The organism is Candidatus Accumulibacter contiguus (genome assembly GCF_012940005.1).
In the GTDB taxonomy this organism is placed as follows: domain Bacteria; phylum Pseudomonadota; class Gammaproteobacteria; order Burkholderiales; family Rhodocyclaceae; genus Accumulibacter; species Accumulibacter contiguus.
The window spans coordinates 25405-40715 of sequence record NZ_SPMX01000009.1 but is presented as its reverse complement, the minus strand read 5'-3'; the positions used below and the strand labels follow the sequence as shown (position 1 = coordinate 40715).

Below are 15311 nucleotides of genomic sequence, written 5' to 3'. Positions count from 1 at the left end.
GGCATCGGCCCTGGTGGTGGCTATAGCATGTTGAGCTACCCGTCCCGCAAAGGGTAATGTTGCCTTTTAAGCAAAATTTATTTGCTTATGCGTTTTTCTTATAACCCCTGTCACAATTGCAAGGAGTACCCCATGGCAGATAGTCCCCACCAAGCCGCCCTGAGCGATGTCGCCGCACGGCAACTGGCCAACGCCACCAAGACCGTCCCGCAGCTCTCGACCATTTCCCCGCGCTGGCTGACGCACCTGCTGCAATGGCTGCCCGTCGAAGCCGGCATCTACCGCCTGAACCAGGTCAAGAACCCGCGCAATGTGCAAGTCGCCTGCGCCAAGCGCGACGAGTCGGAACTGCCGCAGACCTTCGTCGATTACGAGGAGAAGCCACGCGAGTACTTCCTCAGCGCCGTCACCACCGTCCTCGACGTACACACCCGTATTTCGGACCTGTACAGCAGTCCGCACGACCAGATCAAGGAACAACTGCGGTTGACCATCGAGACGATCAAGGAGCGGCAGGAGAACGAACTGATCAACAACGGCGACTACGGCCTGCTGGCAAATGTCGCCGACGGTCAGCGCATCACGACGCTGAGCGGCGCGCCGACGCCGGATGACCTCGACGATCTGCTGACCAAGGTCTGGAAGGAACCCGCCTTCTTCCTCACGCATCCGCTGGCGATTGCCGCTTTTGGCCGCGAGTGCACCCGCCGCGGCGTTCCACCACCGACCGTTTCGCTGTTCGGCTCGCAGTTCGTGACCTGGCGCGGCATCCCGCTGATCCCGTCGGACAAGGTGCCGGTCGAGGACGGCAAGACCAAGGTTCTGCTCCTGCGCGTCGGCGACAAGCGCCAGGGGGTCGTCGGCCTCTATCAGCCGGGCCTGCCGGGCGAACAGAGCCCCGGCCTGTCGGTGCGCTTCATGGGCATCGACCGTAATGCCATTGCCTCCTACCTGATTTCGCTCTATTGCTCGCTGGCTGTCCATACGGAAGACGCATTGGCTGTCCTCGATGACGTGGAGATCGACAAATACCATGACTATGCTGACACCTACCGCTGATTCGCTGCCCGGCGCATTGCCCTTCAGCCTCGCGGCCATTCCGGGGCTGCCGGACGAAACGGCGCTTGCCCGTCTCGCCGGCGAATTTTTCCGGGCACTGCCAGGGGGCGAGGCCTCGTCTTCGCCATTGGCGCCGGGGATCAAGGGCCTGGCCATCGGCGAGCCGGGGCCGGCGTTGCAGCCCTTCGCCGCGCCCTCGGTCGGCCAGGCGCCGGTCGAAGCGGGGCCTGTCGCGCCGGAGTTTGGCGTGCCCGAAGCCTATGCCGCCGCGTTGCCGATGACCGCCCCGATCAGCGCCCCCGCGGGTGTACCGGGGTCGCCGTATTACTTCCTCGGTGAAGCAGCGGCGCTCTCGTCAGCACACCAGGCACCGGCAGCGGGTGCGGACAATCACGTCGTCGCCCACCCCTTCGAACTGCCAGGCGAGGCCGCCCTGCGCCGCGTGCTCGATGAACTCGCCGGCGAACGCTCACTGCCGGCGGCAGCGCCGCCATCGGCGCCCGGCCACGGCGGCTACTACTTCCTCGATCAGCCGGCGTCAGTCCCGCAGTCCGATGTCGGGCGCTTCCCGGCCTTCGACGTGCAGGCTGTACGTCGCGACTTCCCGATCCTCGCCGAACGCGTCAATGGCAAGCCGCTGGTCTGGTTCGACAATGCGGCGACGACGCAAAAGCCGCAGGCGGTCATCGATCGACTGGTGCAGTTCTACCAGCACGAAAACTCCAACATCCACCGTGCCGCGCACGAACTGGCGGCGCGCTCGACAGATGCCTACGAGGCCGCTCGCAGCAAGGTGGCGCGCTTCATCGGCGCGGGTTCGGCCGAGGAGATCATTTTCGTGCGCGGCGCCACCGAGGCCATCAACCTGGTCGCCAAGAGCTGGGGCAGGCAGAACATCCGCGAAGGCGACGAAATCATCATCTCGCTGCTCGAACATCACGCCAACATCGTCCCTTGGCAGCAGCTCGCCGCCGAAACGGGGGCCAGAATCCGGGTCATTCCGGTGGACGACAGGGGCCAGCTTCTGCTCGAAGAATACCAGCGACTGTTGAACGACCGCACGAAGCTGGTGGCTGTCAGCCAGGTCTCCAATGCCCTGGGCACCGTCACGCCAGTCAAGGAAATCGTTGAACTCGCCCACCGGGCGGGCGCCAGGGTGCTGGTCGACGGTGCCCAGTCAGTGTCGCACATGCGCGTCAACGTGCAGGCCATCGATGCCGATTTCTTCGTCTTCTCCGGCCACAAGGTATTTGCGCCGACCGGCATCGGCGTCGTCTACGGCAAGCGCGACATTCTCGAAGACATGCCGCCCTGGCAGGGAGGCGGCAACATGATCGCCGACGTCACCTTCGAGCGCACCCTGTACCAGGGCGTGCCAGCGCGCTTCGAGGCCGGCACCGGCAACATCGCCGATGCCGTTGGCCTTGGTGCGGCGATCGACTATATGGAGCGGATCGGCATCGAGAACATCTCGCGCTACGAGCATGACCTCCTTGCCTACGCGACGCAGCGGGTCAAGCCGATCCCCGGCATTCGCCTGATCGGCACGGCCGACGACAAGGCCAGTGTGCTGTCCTTCGTCCTCGCCGGTTACCGCCCGGAGGAGGTCGGGGCAGCGCTCAACGAGGAAGGCATTGCCGTACGCGCCGGCCATCATTGCGCGCAGCCGATCCTGCGCCGCTTCGGTGTCGAAGCCACGGTGCGGCCATCGCTGGCCTTCTACAATACCTGCCAGGAAGTGGATTTGCTGGTGTCGGTACTGCAGCGCCTGGCGAGGGGAAAGGGCCGGGCAGTCAGCTAGCCGGCTGCCGGCCTAGGGAAAGAGAAGCGCCCCGGCGTGCTGCGTGCACCCCGGGGCGTTGTCATGTTCGCACCGAGCCTGGTGCTCAAGCGTTTTGGCTGGAGCAGGACCTCAAGGCCGAAAACGTTCCAGTCAAATGGGTGCTCAGCGCCGGCAGCAACCGCGCTCTCGAATATCTCAACAGCGGCAGCATCGATTTCGGCTCGACGGCTGGCCTGGCCGCAGTATTGAGCAAGGCCAACGGCAACCCGATCAAGGGTGTCTACATTTACTCGCGCCCGGAATGGACCGCGCTGGTTGTTCCCAAGGATTCGCCGATCAAATCGATCAAGGACCTGAAGGGCAAGAAAGTGGCCGCTACCAAGGGCACCGATCCCTTCCTTTTTCTGTTGCGCAGCCTGCACGCCGAAGGCCTGAAGAAGTCCGACATCGAGCACGTCGCACTGCAGCACGCCGATGGCCGCGCCGCTCTTGAGCAAGGCAAGGTCGATGCCTGGGCCGGCCTGGATCCGCTGATGGCAGCCAGCGAAGTCGAGGCCGGATCGAAGCTGATCTACCGCAACGTTGCCTACAACACCTACGGCTTCCTCAATGTCACCGAGAAGTTTGCCAAGGATCATCCGGATCACGTCAAGAAGGTCATTGCTGCCTATGAAAAAGCACGCAAGTGGATCATCGCCAATCCGGACGAAACCGCCAAGATCATTTCCGAGGAAGCCAAACTGTCGCTACCGGTGGCCAAACTGCAACTGACCCGCAACGATTTCAAGAACTCCGTGCCGGGTGAAGAACACATCAAGGCCTTCAAGTCTGCCGGTTCGATCCTGATCGAGGAGGAACTGGTCAAGAAGGGCACGGACGTGAACAAAGTTATCGATGAACTGATCGAGCCGAGCTTCGCCAAAGCCGTCGTTCGCTAAGGGGTCCACCGGATGAGCCTGAGCAGTACCGCCATTCTCCCCGCATCGGGCGAGACCCCTGCAGGCAATTCACTCCGGTGGCAGACCCTGGCCCGCAAGGGCCAGGGTCTGATCGTGCCGGTGATTCTGCTGATCATTTGGGAAAGCGTGGTCCGTCTCGGCTGGGTCAGCGCTCATTTGTTGCCGCCGCCGAGCGAACTGGTGTTCACGCTGGCCGATCTCGGACAGAGTGGCGCCATCTTCGGTCATATCGGCGTCAGTTCGCTGCGTGTCGTGATCGGATTTTCCATCGGCGCAGGCCTGGCCCTGATCGTCGGTGCTGCCGTCGGCCTGTCACGCTGTGTCGAAGCACTGCTCGACCCGACCTTCCAGGCGATTCGCGCCATTCCCTCGCTGGCCTGGGTGCCGCTGCTGCTGCTCTGGCTGGGCATCGACGAGTCGCCGAAAATCACGCTGATCGCGATCGGCGCCTTCTTCCCGGTCTACCTCAATTTCGTGGCCGGCATCCAGAATGTTGATCGCAAGCTGGTCGAAGTTGGCGGTATCTACGGGCTGACCGGTGCCAAGCTGATTACCCGGATCTTTTTGCCGGCATCGCTGCCCAACCTGTTTACCGGCCTGCGTTCCGGGCTGTCGCTGGCCTGGATGTTCCTGGTCGCCGCCGAACTGATCGCCGCGACAAAAGGCCTTGGCTATCTGCTGACCGATGGCCGCGAGACCGGTCGGGCCGACCTGGTCATCGTCGCCATCATCGTCCTTGCCCTGCTCGGGAAACTGAGCGACAGCCTGCTGTGCTGGCTCGAACGCCGCCTTCTTGCCTGGCGCGACGTCTTCGACAGCCGTCCCTCCTGAGCCATACCATGTCACAACCATTGCTGGCACTGGCCGTCAAGGCCAAGGATTTTCAGACCCATCACGTCATCGACAATGTCGAGTTCTCCATCGACCAGGGCCAGGTCGTCAGCCTGGTCGGCCCGAGCGGTTGCGGCAAGAGCACCCTGCTGCGCATCATTGCCGGGCTGGGCTCTGACTATCAGGGCGAGGTCCGCGTCAAGGGCGAAAGGCCCCACCTGCATTCGCGCGATGTCGGTTTCATCTTTCAGGAGCCGCGCCTGTTGCCCTGGCTGACCGTCGCCGAAAACGTCGGATTCGATCTCGGACGGGCCGGCGGCAAGCATCCGCGGGTCCATGAACTGCTGACCGAAGTGGGCCTGGCAGATTTCGCCAACGCCTACCCGAAACAGCTTTCGGGCGGCATGGCCCAGCGCGCGGCAATCGCCCGCGGCCTGTTCACCCAGCCCGCACTGCTCCTGCTCGACGAACCGTTCAGTGCCGTTGATGCCTTCACCCGCATGCGCCTGCAGGATCTGCTGCTGTCCATCACCAGCCATCACGACACGACGCTGTTGATGGTCACCCACGACGTCAACGAGTCGGCCTACCTGAGCGACCGGGTGGTCGTCATGGCCAGCCGCCCGGGGCGGATCAGCGGCGAGATCGAGATCGGTCTGCCGCGCCCGCGCGACCGCCGCAATCTGCAACTGACCCAGCGTGCAGCTGATATCCTCAACCTGCTCAACGGTGGCCAACCCGACTCCCTCGACTTCTCCGAAAATCCTGAGCAATCGGTGGGCTGCCGAGAGCCGCTGTTCATTTCCCGATTCAATTTTGCCCACTGAAGGTTTTCAAACATGATTTCCGCGGCACCCTCGGAGTCAGCAAGAAAGCGCCGGTCGGTTTCACCGACATCCGCCTGAAGTTCGTGCTCGACACCGAGGCGAGCGACGAGCAGTTGAACAATCTGCTGCGCCTCTCCGAGCGTTACTGCGTCATCTATCAGACGCTGAAGCGGCCGCCGCAACTGCATCTCGAACGGCAGAGGCTGGCATGAGCCAGATTCACCCAGAAACCTTGGCCGCGCATGGCGGCAGCGGCGTCGCCGAGCCGTATCGCGACATCGTCCAGCCGATTCATCTGGCCACCACCTTCGAGCGGGCTGCCGATGGCAGCTACCCAGGTGGTCGTCATTTACTCGCGCGACCAGAGCCCGGCTTACGACGGCGCTGAAAAACTGCTGGCCGAACTCGAAGGCGGCGCCCAGGCACTGCTTTTTGCCTCCGGCATGGCGGCGGCAACGGCCGTCCTGCTTGCCCTTAAACCTGGCGACCGCCTCGTGGCAGCACGCTCCGCTTACTGGGCCTGGCGCAACTGGTTGCGCGACTTCACAAGCCAGTGGGGCATCGAGCTGGCGCTGTACACCAACAGCGACCTGAAAATACCTGAACGGCCACTCCGATGTCGTCGCCGGTGCCTTGATCACCCGCGGGTGGTGTTCCTCAAGTGGATATGCTAACCTATAAGATATTGATTATAAAATACTATATGAGGCTGATATCCACGTCTGGACCACTACCCACCCGCGATACCGACGATTTTTGGCTGCGCATCCGCAAGGCGCGCAATCTTGGCGGTGCCGTGCTCGGGCCGTTCGAAGCATGGCTGTTGCAGCGCGGCCTGCTTACCCTTTTCCTGCGCGTGCGGACTGCTGCGGGCAACGCCGAAAAGATCGCGAATTTCCTGGCCGCTCATCCGGCTGTCGTCGAGGTCCTTTACCCAGGGCTACCCGGGAACCCGGGCCACGAAGTTGCCGCCCGCCAGATGCAGGGTGGTTTCGGCGCCATGCTGTCGGTGCGTATCGCCGGCGGAGAGTCAAGGGCCCGCGCCGTGGCCGGCAAGCTCAAACTCTTCCGGCAAGCCACCTCGCTCGGTGCCGTGGAAAGCCTGGTCGAACATCGCGCGAGTGTCGAGGGCGCCGGCACGCTGGTTCCCGACGACCTGCTGCGGCTGTCGATCGGCATCGAATTCGCCGATGACCTGATTGCCGACCTGATGCAGGCGCTGGCCGCCTGACGGCTGCTTTTTCGCAGCGTCCTTTTTTACGTTTGCCAGCAGATCAACGCCCTCATCGACAGGCGCACGCCGGTCTGGTTGCAGCCGCTGAGCCTGCGTCTCCCTTGATGCTTCGCAGGAGGCATACGGGGATTCCATCGCGCCAGGAAAATCGGCGGCGTCGGATTGATCAAGCGCCAGCCATCCTGGCTGCGCAACATATTCGAAAACCATATCCGAGGCGTTGGCGGCCCGGACAAGGTTGACATCGTTCTCGTCGCCCACGGTCCTGCCCTGAAGGCTTTCGAAAAGAAGGAAGCCCAGTCGGGCCTGCTTGACCGCGTCGCCGAACTCAGGAACAAGGGTGTGAACTTTGACGCTTGCGGCAACACCCTGCGCAATAACCGCACGACGTTGCAATAACCGCACGACGTTGAACGATCTCATCGACGGCTTCGCCCGCGTCGACCAGGGTGGCGTCGTGCGCATCGTCGAGCTGCAGCAACAAGGCTACATCTACCTCCGCCCCTGATAGCAGTGAGAAAATCCCCGAAGCGGGGGGACATGCCGATACACTGTCCTGTAAATTTTGCTTCTCCCTCCCGAAGAATCCTTGGCAAGAACGCTTGCGCACGAGCCCATTCGTGCTTGATACGAACCCTTCATGGCAGGGCAACAGCTTGCAGAACCTCGCCAACGCGGCCTGGGGAAAGCGCTCGGCGTGGAGCAACGACTCCAGCCTGATCCAGGCCTTCATCCGCGAATCGCCGGAGTACGCCGCCGCCATCGCCAAGGGCCGGACGCCTGCCCAGGCCATGCAGGAACTGCCGGCCGACAAGGACCTCATGCGCGTGCTGCGCCAACAAAAGACGCAGATACAGATCGGTTTCCTGGCCATCGATCCGCGCAACGGCCACGTCAAGGCCTGGGTCGGCAGCCGCGACTTCGAGCAGGAGGCCTTCGACCATGTGCAGCAGGCGCACCGCCAGCCCGGCTCGACCTTCAAGCCCTTTTTACGGCGAAGCGTACCGCCAGGGCGCCAGCCCGGACGACCGATTGATCGACCAGGCGGTGGAAATCGACGTCGGCGGCACGCAGCGAAGTGTAGCAGATGGGTGCGCCCGCGATGGCAAGTCGGCGGTCTGCGGGTGCCAGGTTCATATAAGAACATCGTTTTATCTTCGTTCCAGCGTGAAGGGTAGCGCCCTATAGTGTTCGCCCGGACGAACCCAATCAGGAGAACCCTCATGCTGGCAAAGTGGATCGAGATGCTGCTGTATTTTCTAGTCGTATCGGTGCTGGCGCTGTCCTCTTCGGTGCATGCCGAAACGCTGCCGTCCGAGGTGCGCTTCGCCTACGCTGGCGGACCGCGAGTCTGGATTCTGGGCAAGATCGACAGCGCTTTCGACAAGGCTTTCGGGACCAGGGTAAAGTGGATTCCGTTCAACTCCGGAGCGGACGTGCTGACGCTCTTTGCTGCCAAGGAAATCGACATTGCCCGCTTTGGATCAAGTCCAGCGGCTGCCGGTATTGCACGCGGGCTGCCGATCGAGGTGATTGGTACGCCGGAAATCATCGCCACCAGCGAGCGCCTGATTGCCCGCAAAGGGATCAACAAGCTCAAGGATCTGGAGGGCAGGACCGTCGCTTTTCCTGCCAACTCGACCGCACAATACGCTTTTGAAGTGGCGGTGAAACTGGCCGGTGTCGAGCGCAAAAAGATCAAGTCGCTGGCGCTCAAACCCGCGGAAATCGTTGCTGCCTGGAAACGCAACGATATCGACGCCGCCTACGTCTGGGGGCCGTTCAGCCAGCAACTGGAAAGCGATGGTGGCAAGGAGATCTTTGCCACCCGCGACCTGCAGAAGGATGGTGTGCTGATTTTCAACAACTTCGCGGTGCGCAAGGAATTTGCCGAGAAACATCCTGACCTGGTGGTCAAGTTCCTGCGCGTGGTGCAGGACAAGGTCGACCAGTACAAGAAGGATCCCGAAGGCTCGGCGCAGCAAATTGCCAAGCATCTCGACATCCCGCTGGATACGGCACGCAGCACGCTGTCCGGCCTGGAATATCCGTCGATTGCCGAGCAGCTAACCCCCGCCTACATCGGCAACGAGGCCACCAAGAACAATTCGCGCGTCACCCGATCGTACAATGACGCCGCCAGCTTCCTGGCCGAGATTGGCGAACTGCGCAAGGCGGATATTCCCGAGTCCTATGCGCCGGCAATAAATACTTCCTTCCTGCAGCGCGCCCTGGCTGGCAAGTGAACCGTGGGAATGCGCTCTGAAGCTGAATTGGCGCTGCTGCTGCCACAACAGGAAGCGGCAACCGGCAAAGGTCCACGAGAACCGGCGGCGCCGTGGCGACGCTGGAAGTATCCGCTGATCAGTGGCACCACCGTCACTCTGTTTGTCCTGGTCTGGCAGCTCTCCGGCAGCCTGAACTGGGTTGACCCGCTGCTACTCCCACCACCCAGCGAGATCCTGCGCACGGCGCTTGAATTGCTTGCTTCCGGCTACCGGCAAACGCCCTTGTGGGAGCATTTTCTCACCAGCACGGCGCGAGCGCTGGTCGCGTTCGTGGTGGCGATCGTCAGCGGGGTTCCACTGGGCCTGGGGATGGGCTTGTCACCGACCCTGGGCGCCGCGCTCAATCCCTTTGTGCAGTTCCTGCGTCCCTTGCCCAAGATTGCGCTGATTCCGCTGGTCATCGTCTGGTTCGGGATTGGCGAGGGGGCGAAGTTCTTCCTGATCTTCATTTCCAGCTTCCTGAGCATCGTGGTGGGTGCGGCGGCCGCCGTACTCGGCGTCAGCCAGGCTCGCCGGCGAGCCGCGCAGACCCTGGGCGCCAACCGCCGGCAGCTGTTCCTGTATGTGGTACTGCCGAATGCGCTGCCCGAACTCTTCACCAGCGTCCGGCTGTCCATCGGCATCGGCTGGACCTCGCTGATCGCCGCCGAAATGGTGGCTGCCAGTTCGGGGCTGGGCTGGATGGTGATCAATGCCGGCAGTTACCTGCGTACCGATGTCGTCTTGCTGGGCATCGTCCTGCTCGGACTGACCGGCTATTTCTTTGACTGGTCGCTGGTGCACCTGCAACGCCGCTTTGCGCCGTGGGCCGGCATGGATTCATGAGCCTGCCACCGAGGATTTCCCTGCAACGGGTCTGCAAGCAATTCGCCGGCCCAACTTCTGCGGCCCTGGACGGCGACGTGCTGAGAGACGTTTCCTTCGTGCTCTCGGCTGGTGAATTTGTCTGCCTGCTCGGTGCGTCGGGTTGCGGCAAGTCGACGATCCTCAACCTGGTGGCCGGTTTTGACCAGGCCGACCGGGGCGAAGTGCTGCTGGATGGCCGACCCATCCACGCCCCAGGCCCGGAGCGCGGCATGGTGTTTCAGCAGCCGACGCTGTTTCCGTGGTTGTCGGTACGCGACAACGTGACCTTTGGACCGCGCATGTCGGGTCAGACCGCGCAGCAGTATCTGCCCGATGCCGAGCGCTACCTGCGCCTGGTCGGCCTGCAGGACTTTGCCGAGCACTTTCCCTGGCAACTCTCGGGTGGTATGCGCCAGCGGGCCGCCCTGGCGCGCGCCTGGCTGCCGAATCCGGAAATCCTGCTCATGGACGAGCCCTTCGGCGCCCTCGATGCGCAGACCCGGCTGGCCATGCAGGAACTGCTGACCACGATCTGGCAAACCATCCAGACAACCATCCTCTTTGTCACTCACGACATCGACGAAGCGCTGTTCCTGGCGGACCGCGTGCTGATCATGTCGGCACGGCCGGGCCGTATCCGCGAGGAGCTGCAGGTTCCCTTCGAGCGGCCGCGCAGCCTCGAAGATCTGGTCGCGGACCCACGCTATGGCCAGTTGAAGCGCAACATTCTGCACGTGGTGCGCGAAGAGGCGGCCAAGTCCCTCGTCGGCGAACCTGCCTGACCCTTCTGTTACGGAGCATCAAGAAACATGAACCTTGCTTCATTTCCGCGCGTCCGCCTGACCCAGGCGCCAACGCCACTGGAGTTCCTGGGCAACCTGACCCGCCTTCTCGATGGCCCGAACATCTACATCAAGCGCGATGACAATACCGGCCTGGCATTGGGCGGCAACAAGACGCGCAAGCTGGAGTTCCTGATCGGCGATGCACTGGCGCAGGGCGCCACACATATCCTCACCCAGGGAGCCACCCAGTCCAACCATGTCCGCCAGACGATAGCGGCGGCCAACAAGTACGGATTCAAGACGACCGTTCTGCTGGAAGAGCGCGTCAGCGGCGCACCAGCGGATTACTACGCGAACGGAAATGTGTTGCTCGACCAGATTCTCGGGGCTGTCATCGAAACCCGGCCGGCTGGCCTCGACATGCACGGGGAATTGATCGCGGCAGGCGAACGTCTGCGCGCTGCCGGCGAAACACCCTATCTGATCCCGGGTGGCGGATCCAATCCGATCGGTGCACTGGGCTATGTCGTTTCGGCACAGGAGATCGTTGCCCACGCCAACGAACACGGGCTGCATATTGACCACGTGGTTCACGCGACCGGCAGCACGGGTACACAGGCGGGATTACTGGTTGGCTTGCAGGGGTCGAACAGCCACATTCCCGTACTCGGCATCAGCGTCAGGGCGGCAAAGGAGAAGCAGGAACACAACGTTCGGCAGTTGGCTGCCCGGACCTGGGACCTGCTCGGCATACGCGGGAGCTTCCCCGAGGACTCGGTGGTGGTCAATTCCGACTACGTCGGAGAGGGCTATGGCGTGCCCACCGACGGCATGATCGAAGCCGTGCACCTGCTGGCTCGGCACGAGGGCATTCTCCTCGACCCCGTATATACCGGCAAGGGCTTCGCCGGCCTGGTCGACCTGGTGCGCAACAGGCATTTCCGGAAGGGACAAAACATTGTCTTCCTGCACACTGGCGGAGCGACCGGCCTGTTTGCCTACCGTTCGCTGCTTGCGCCGAGAGCGGCGCTCTGATCGATGTCGGTGACGCAGCCACTGATCGGCGTGCTGGGGGGGATGGGCCCACTCGCGACGGTCGATTTTCTCCACAAACTGATCGTCGCACTGCCGGCCCGCCGTGACCAGGAACACGTGCCGACGGTCGTCTGGAATGTGCCGCAAATCCCCGACCGGCAGCGCGCATTGGCCGGTACTGGCGAGTCCCCGCTGCCGGCGATGCTGGCCGGTATCGCCCGACTGAACGCGGCGGGGGCGACCCGGATCGTCATCCCTTGCAACACGGCACATCTGTGGTTTGACGCCCTGGCTGCCGCCAGCAGCGTGCCTGTGATCCATATCGCCGATGCGACGCTGGCAGCCTTGGCGCGTGCAACTTCGGCGGTCGCACCCGTCGGGCTGATCGCAACCAGGGGTGCCTTGCGCGCCGAGATCTACCAGCAGCGTTTCGTTGCCGGGGGTATTCCCTTTCACACCCATACCGACGAAGAACTGGACGAATTCTTCACTCCCGGCTGCTACGCGATCAAGAACTACGAACTGGAACGCGGAGGCAAATTGCTCGAGCACGCCGGTCGTCTGCTTGTCGAGCGGGGGGCACGCCGGCTGGTGCTGGCCTGTACCGAGGTACCGATCGGGCTGACCCACATTGACTCGGAACTCCTGCCGATCAGCATCGACTCGACGCAGGCTCTGGCCGAGGTTTGCGTCGCCTATTGGCGGCAGGTCTCGCCGCAGCCGTGACGGATCGGCCCTCTATCGCCACGGGGCATCCGGAAGGGGCTTGCGTCAGGGCAAGGTGAGCCGCGGGGTAATAAGGAACTCATTTCTTATTATTTGCCGCGAGCGTCAGCATTGGCCAGACTGTACTTGTCAATCCCCCAACGGAGAATGTCGTGCACATCCAGTCAATCAACGCTAGAAACGAGTTCAGCGGACGGATCGAGGAAATCATCGACGGTCCCGTCGTTTGCGAAGGTCTGCAATGAACTTGAACTTCAGTCGCCGGCAGATCCTCGGTATCGCTGCCGCTACCGGCATCGGTGCTTGCCTGGCGCCACTGGCCCGGGCTGCCGAAACGACCACCCTGCGCATCGGCTACCAGAAATCCTCGACCCTGATCACCTTGCTGAGGACCTGGGGTACGCTGGAAAAGCGCCTGACTCCTGCCGGGGTGACGGTGAGCTGGCACGAATTCACCAGTGGCCTGCCCTTGCTGGAGGCCCTCAACATCGGCAGCGTCGATGTCAGCGCCGACGTCGCCGATACCGTGCCGGTCTTCGCGCTGGCAGCCGGCGCGCGCCTGACCTATCTGGCTCAGGAAGCGCCGTCGCCGACTGCGCAGGCCCTGGTGGTGCGCGCGGATTCGCCGATCAAGTCGGTGGCCGACCTCAAGGGAAAGCGGGTGGCGGTGGCCAAGGCGGTGGCCGACCTCAAGGGAAAGCGGGTGGCGGTGGCCAAGGCGGCGGGCAGTCATTACCTGCTGATTGCCCTGTTGGAACAGAGCGGCCTCAAGTTCAAGGACATCGAGCCGGCCTATCTCAGTCCTGCCGATGGCCGTGCCGCCTTCGAGCGTGGTGCCGTCGATGCCTGGGTGACCTGGGATCCCTTCCTTGCCGGAGTGCAACGCCAGTCGCAGGTGCGCATCGTCAGCGATGGCCGCAATGTCGCCGACTACCAGCGCTACTACCTGGTTTCCACTCCCTACGCCCGAGCCAATCCGCAGGTATTGAACATCATTTTCGAGGAACTGAAGAAGGCGGGCGTCTGGATCAGGCACAACCCGAAGGAGGCCGCGAGCCTGCTGGCACCGGTCTGGGGGCTCGATGCGGCTACCGTCGAACTGGCCAACAGCCGCCGTAGCTATGACGTGCGCACGGTCGCGCCGGCAGCTCTCGCCGAGCAGCAGAAGATTGCTGACGCGTTCTTTGGCGAGGGACTGGTGCCGAAGAAGGTGAATACCGCCGAGGTAGTCATCTGGAAACCGGCGGGCTGACCGCGATGCCCGCGAATCCTTCCATCCGGCTGGTGTGTGGAGTGCAGTCGTCGTGATCGCACTGATCGTCGGCGGCGACCGCGTGGGGAGCTACAGCGATTTTCTGCAGAGCCGGGGCTACGCGACCGTCCACCACTGGAATGGTCGCCGGAAAAGCGAGTGCCACCGCCAGATTCCGTCCGGGACGCGCCTGGTCGTCGTTCTCGTCGACCAGGTCAATCACCTCCTGGCCTTGAAGGCCCGGCGGACCGCCAACAAGATGCGCGTACCGATCATCTTCAGTCGCCGTTGCCTCAGTCAACTGGGCGAGGCGCTGGCTGGAATCGGCGCCTGATCCTGGCCGCGGCTGCCGCCTGATTGACCCCGGCCAGCAGGGTTCAAGCGGCAGCGCGGCCAGGATCATTTCGGCCGCTTTTTCGGCAATCATTATCGTTGGCGCATTGGTATTACCCGAAACCAGAGTCGGCATGATCGAGGCGTCGACGACGCGCAGGCCCGCAAGCCCGTGAACACGCAACTGCTGATCAACGACGGCCATTTCGTCGCTGCCCATCCGGCAGCTACCGACCGGGTGAAAGATCGTGACTCCGTAGTCGCGGGCAAACTGCAGCAGGTCCTCGTCGCTGCGTGCGGCTTTCCCGGGGCGGTATTCCTCGCTGAGGTAAGCTTGCAGCGCTGAGGCTGACGCCAGGCGGCGGGCAAAGCGCAGTCCGGCGACGGCGGTTCGCTGGTCCAGTTCGGCGGTCAGATAGCCGGGGCGAATGGCCGGTGGCGTCAGCGGGTCCGGCGAGCGCGCATGCACGCTGCCGCGGGATTCCGGCCGCAACTGGCAGACCGAAAAGGTGCAACCGGACCAGGGGTGCGGCTGGCCTCCCGCCTGGTCGGCGGACAGGGTGGCGAAGTGGAACTGGACATCGGGGCTGTGGGATTCCGGCAAGACACGGGTAAACAACCCACCCTGATTGATACCGATGGCCAGGGGGCCGCTGCGACGCAGCAGCCACTGCAGCCCGATACGGGCCTTGCCGGTGAGGGTGCGTAGATCGTCGTTGGTGGTGATCGGTGTGGCCACCCGGTACATCAGGCGCAATTGCAGATGGTCCTGCAGGTTCTCGCCAACCCCCGGCAGGTGGCGAATCACCGGAATGCCCAGTGTTCCCAGCCGCGCGGCATCGCCAACGCCGGACAGTTCAAGCAGTTGCGGGCTGTGCACGGCACCGGCGGCGAGGATGACTTCGCCGCCGGCCAGCGCCGATCCTTCACTGCCGCCCCGGCGATACTCGATGGCTCGGGCGTGTCTGCCGGCAAAGCGGATACGGGTGACCTGGGCACCGGTGAGGACCCGCAGGTTGCCACGCCGGCGGGCAGGTTGCAGGTAGCCGGTGGCCGACGACGAACGCCAGCCGCGGTGCGTGGTGAGCTGGTAGTAGCCGACGCCTTCCTGCTGCGGGCCGTTGAAATCGACAGTACGGGGAATGCCCAAGGATTCGCCGGCGGCGATGATCGCCTCCATCAACTCGTGCTCCTGGCCGATACTCGACACCTTGAGCGGTCCGGAGTTGCCGTGCAATGGTCCGCGACCGAGATCGTTGCTCTCGGCGCGGATGAAGCAGGGCAGCACCTCCTGCCAGGCCCAGCCGGCGTTGCCGAGTGCTGATTAGCTTATCAATCATTCAGCAGGGCCGC

The 15311-nt window shown here is 63.2% G+C and carries 16 protein-coding genes and 3 pseudogenes; 18 read left to right on the top strand and 1 reads right to left on the bottom strand.

Annotated features, from left to right (window positions below; all coding sequences use genetic code 11):
* Positions 1–132: 132 nt before the first annotated feature.
* From E4Q08_RS04330 to E4Q08_RS25990, 18 genes and pseudogenes are all read left to right on the top strand, one after another.
* On the top strand, positions 133–1059 hold the full coding sequence (locus E4Q08_RS04330; protein WP_169069471.1) for a family 2A encapsulin nanocompartment shell protein: 927 nt from the start codon (positions 133–135) through the stop codon (positions 1057–1059).
* Positions 1040–2860 carry a family 2A encapsulin nanocompartment cargo protein cysteine desulfurase gene (locus E4Q08_RS04325; protein ID WP_372703519.1) on the top strand — a complete coding sequence of 607 codons (1821 nt, stop codon included), beginning with the start codon at positions 1040–1042 and terminating at the stop codon, positions 2858–2860. The genes E4Q08_RS04330 and E4Q08_RS04325 overlap by 20 nt, the downstream gene beginning before the upstream one ends.
* 36 nt (positions 2861–2896) lie before the next feature.
* Positions 2897–3780: pseudogene (locus E4Q08_RS04320) on the top strand (aliphatic sulfonate ABC transporter substrate-binding protein).
* 12 nt (positions 3781–3792) lie between these two features.
* Positions 3793–4632, top strand: a complete 840-nt coding sequence (locus tag E4Q08_RS04315; RefSeq protein WP_169069469.1) for an ABC transporter permease — start codon at positions 3793–3795, stop codon at positions 4630–4632.
* Positions 4633–4640: 8 nt separating this feature from the next.
* Complete coding sequence (locus E4Q08_RS04310) at positions 4641–5459, top strand: ABC transporter ATP-binding protein (RefSeq protein WP_169069468.1); 819 nt, start codon at positions 4641–4643, stop codon at positions 5457–5459.
* A gap of 14 nt (positions 5460–5473) precedes the next feature.
* Positions 5474–5671: pseudogene (locus tag E4Q08_RS04305) on the top strand (OsmC family protein); the annotation flags it as partial.
* Positions 5668–5847: a hypothetical protein gene (locus E4Q08_RS24415; RefSeq protein WP_248594687.1), complete on the top strand. Its 180-nt coding sequence runs from the start codon at positions 5668–5670 to the stop codon at positions 5845–5847. The pseudogene E4Q08_RS04305 and the gene E4Q08_RS24415, both read left to right, overlap by 4 nt.
* Positions 5783–6133, top strand: coding sequence for a PLP-dependent transferase (locus E4Q08_RS04300; protein ID WP_248594686.1), 351 nt, complete (start codon positions 5783–5785; stop codon positions 6131–6133). The genes E4Q08_RS24415 and E4Q08_RS04300 overlap by 65 nt, the downstream gene beginning before the upstream one ends.
* Positions 6134–6162: 29 nt before the next feature.
* Entirely contained in the window at positions 6163–6690 is a 528-nt protein-coding gene (locus E4Q08_RS04295) for a PLP-dependent transferase (RefSeq protein WP_372703516.1), read from the top strand.
* Positions 6691–6855: 165 nt separating this feature from the next.
* Positions 6856–7092 (top strand): DsrE family protein, encoded by a 237-nt coding sequence (locus E4Q08_RS04290; RefSeq protein WP_169069466.1) that lies wholly within the window; start codon positions 6856–6858, stop codon positions 7090–7092.
* Between the two features lie 221 nt (positions 7093–7313).
* The gene (locus tag E4Q08_RS04285) at positions 7314–7871 is read left to right on the top strand and encodes a hypothetical protein (RefSeq protein WP_211203302.1); all 558 of its coding nucleotides are present in this window, start codon (positions 7314–7316) and stop codon (positions 7869–7871) included.
* Positions 7872–7916: 45 nt separating this feature from the next.
* Positions 7917–8939, top strand: coding sequence for a taurine ABC transporter substrate-binding protein (locus E4Q08_RS04280; protein WP_248594685.1), 1023 nt, complete (start codon positions 7917–7919; stop codon positions 8937–8939).
* A gap of 9 nt (positions 8940–8948) precedes the next feature.
* Positions 8949–9806 carry an ABC transporter permease gene (locus tag E4Q08_RS04275; protein ID WP_169069465.1) on the top strand — a complete coding sequence of 286 codons (858 nt, stop codon included), beginning with the start codon at positions 8949–8951 and terminating at the stop codon, positions 9804–9806.
* On the top strand, positions 9803–10609 hold the full coding sequence (locus E4Q08_RS04270) for an ABC transporter ATP-binding protein (RefSeq protein WP_169069464.1): 807 nt from the start codon (positions 9803–9805) through the stop codon (positions 10607–10609). Before E4Q08_RS04275 ends, E4Q08_RS04270 begins: the two co-directional genes overlap by 4 nt.
* A gap of 27 nt (positions 10610–10636) precedes the next feature.
* Positions 10637–11647 carry a D-cysteate sulfo-lyase gene (gene cuyA / locus E4Q08_RS04265; protein ID WP_169069463.1) on the top strand — a complete coding sequence of 337 codons (1011 nt, stop codon included), beginning with the start codon at positions 10637–10639 and terminating at the stop codon, positions 11645–11647.
* Positions 11648–11656: 9 nt separating this feature from the next.
* Positions 11657–12373 (top strand): cysteate racemase, encoded by a 717-nt coding sequence (gene cuyB, locus E4Q08_RS04260; protein WP_169069513.1) that lies wholly within the window; start codon positions 11657–11659, stop codon positions 12371–12373.
* 241 nt (positions 12374–12614) lie between these two features.
* Positions 12615–13625: an ABC transporter substrate-binding protein gene (locus tag E4Q08_RS04250; RefSeq protein WP_169069462.1), complete on the top strand. Its 1011-nt coding sequence runs from the start codon at positions 12615–12617 to the stop codon at positions 13623–13625.
* 34 nt (positions 13626–13659) lie between these two features.
* Positions 13660–13959 carry a DUF2325 domain-containing protein gene (locus tag E4Q08_RS25990; protein WP_169069512.1) on the top strand — a complete coding sequence of 100 codons (300 nt, stop codon included), beginning with the start codon at positions 13660–13662 and terminating at the stop codon, positions 13957–13959.
* A gap of 60 nt (positions 13960–14019) precedes the next feature.
* Here the strand turns inward: E4Q08_RS25990 and E4Q08_RS04240 are convergent.
* Positions 14020–15276 (bottom strand): annotated as a pseudogene (locus E4Q08_RS04240) (GMC family oxidoreductase); the annotation flags it as partial.
* Positions 15277–15311: the final 35 nt, after the last annotated feature.

Excerpts from the sequence above, each read along its gene's own strand:
- E4Q08_RS04325 (WP_372703519.1), top strand. The coding sequence starts at position 1,040 with ATGCTGACACCTACCGCTGATTCGCTGCCCGGCGCATTGCCCTTCAGC.
- E4Q08_RS04295 (WP_372703516.1), top strand. The coding sequence starts at position 6,163 with ATGAGGCTGATATCCACGTCTGGACCACTACCCACCCGCGATACCGAC.
- E4Q08_RS04270 (WP_169069464.1), top strand. The coding sequence starts at position 9,803 with ATGAGCCTGCCACCGAGGATTTCCCTGCAACGGGTCTGCAAGCAATTC.
- E4Q08_RS04250 (WP_169069462.1), top strand. The coding sequence starts at position 12,615 with ATGAACTTGAACTTCAGTCGCCGGCAGATCCTCGGTATCGCTGCCGCT.
- E4Q08_RS04300 (WP_248594686.1), top strand. The coding sequence starts at position 5,783 with ATGGCAGCTACCCAGGTGGTCGTCATTTACTCGCGCGACCAGAGCCCG.
- E4Q08_RS04275 (WP_169069465.1), top strand. The coding sequence starts at position 8,949 with ATGCGCTCTGAAGCTGAATTGGCGCTGCTGCTGCCACAACAGGAAGCG.
- E4Q08_RS24415 (WP_248594687.1), top strand. The coding sequence starts at position 5,668 with ATGAGCCAGATTCACCCAGAAACCTTGGCCGCGCATGGCGGCAGCGGC.
- E4Q08_RS04280 (WP_248594685.1), top strand. The coding sequence starts at position 7,917 with ATGCTGGCAAAGTGGATCGAGATGCTGCTGTATTTTCTAGTCGTATCG.
- cuyA (WP_169069463.1), top strand. The coding sequence starts at position 10,637 with ATGAACCTTGCTTCATTTCCGCGCGTCCGCCTGACCCAGGCGCCAACG.
- E4Q08_RS04315 (WP_169069469.1), top strand. The coding sequence starts at position 3,793 with ATGAGCCTGAGCAGTACCGCCATTCTCCCCGCATCGGGCGAGACCCCT.
- E4Q08_RS04330 (WP_169069471.1), top strand. The coding sequence starts at position 133 with ATGGCAGATAGTCCCCACCAAGCCGCCCTGAGCGATGTCGCCGCACGG.
- E4Q08_RS04310 (WP_169069468.1), top strand. The coding sequence starts at position 4,641 with ATGTCACAACCATTGCTGGCACTGGCCGTCAAGGCCAAGGATTTTCAG.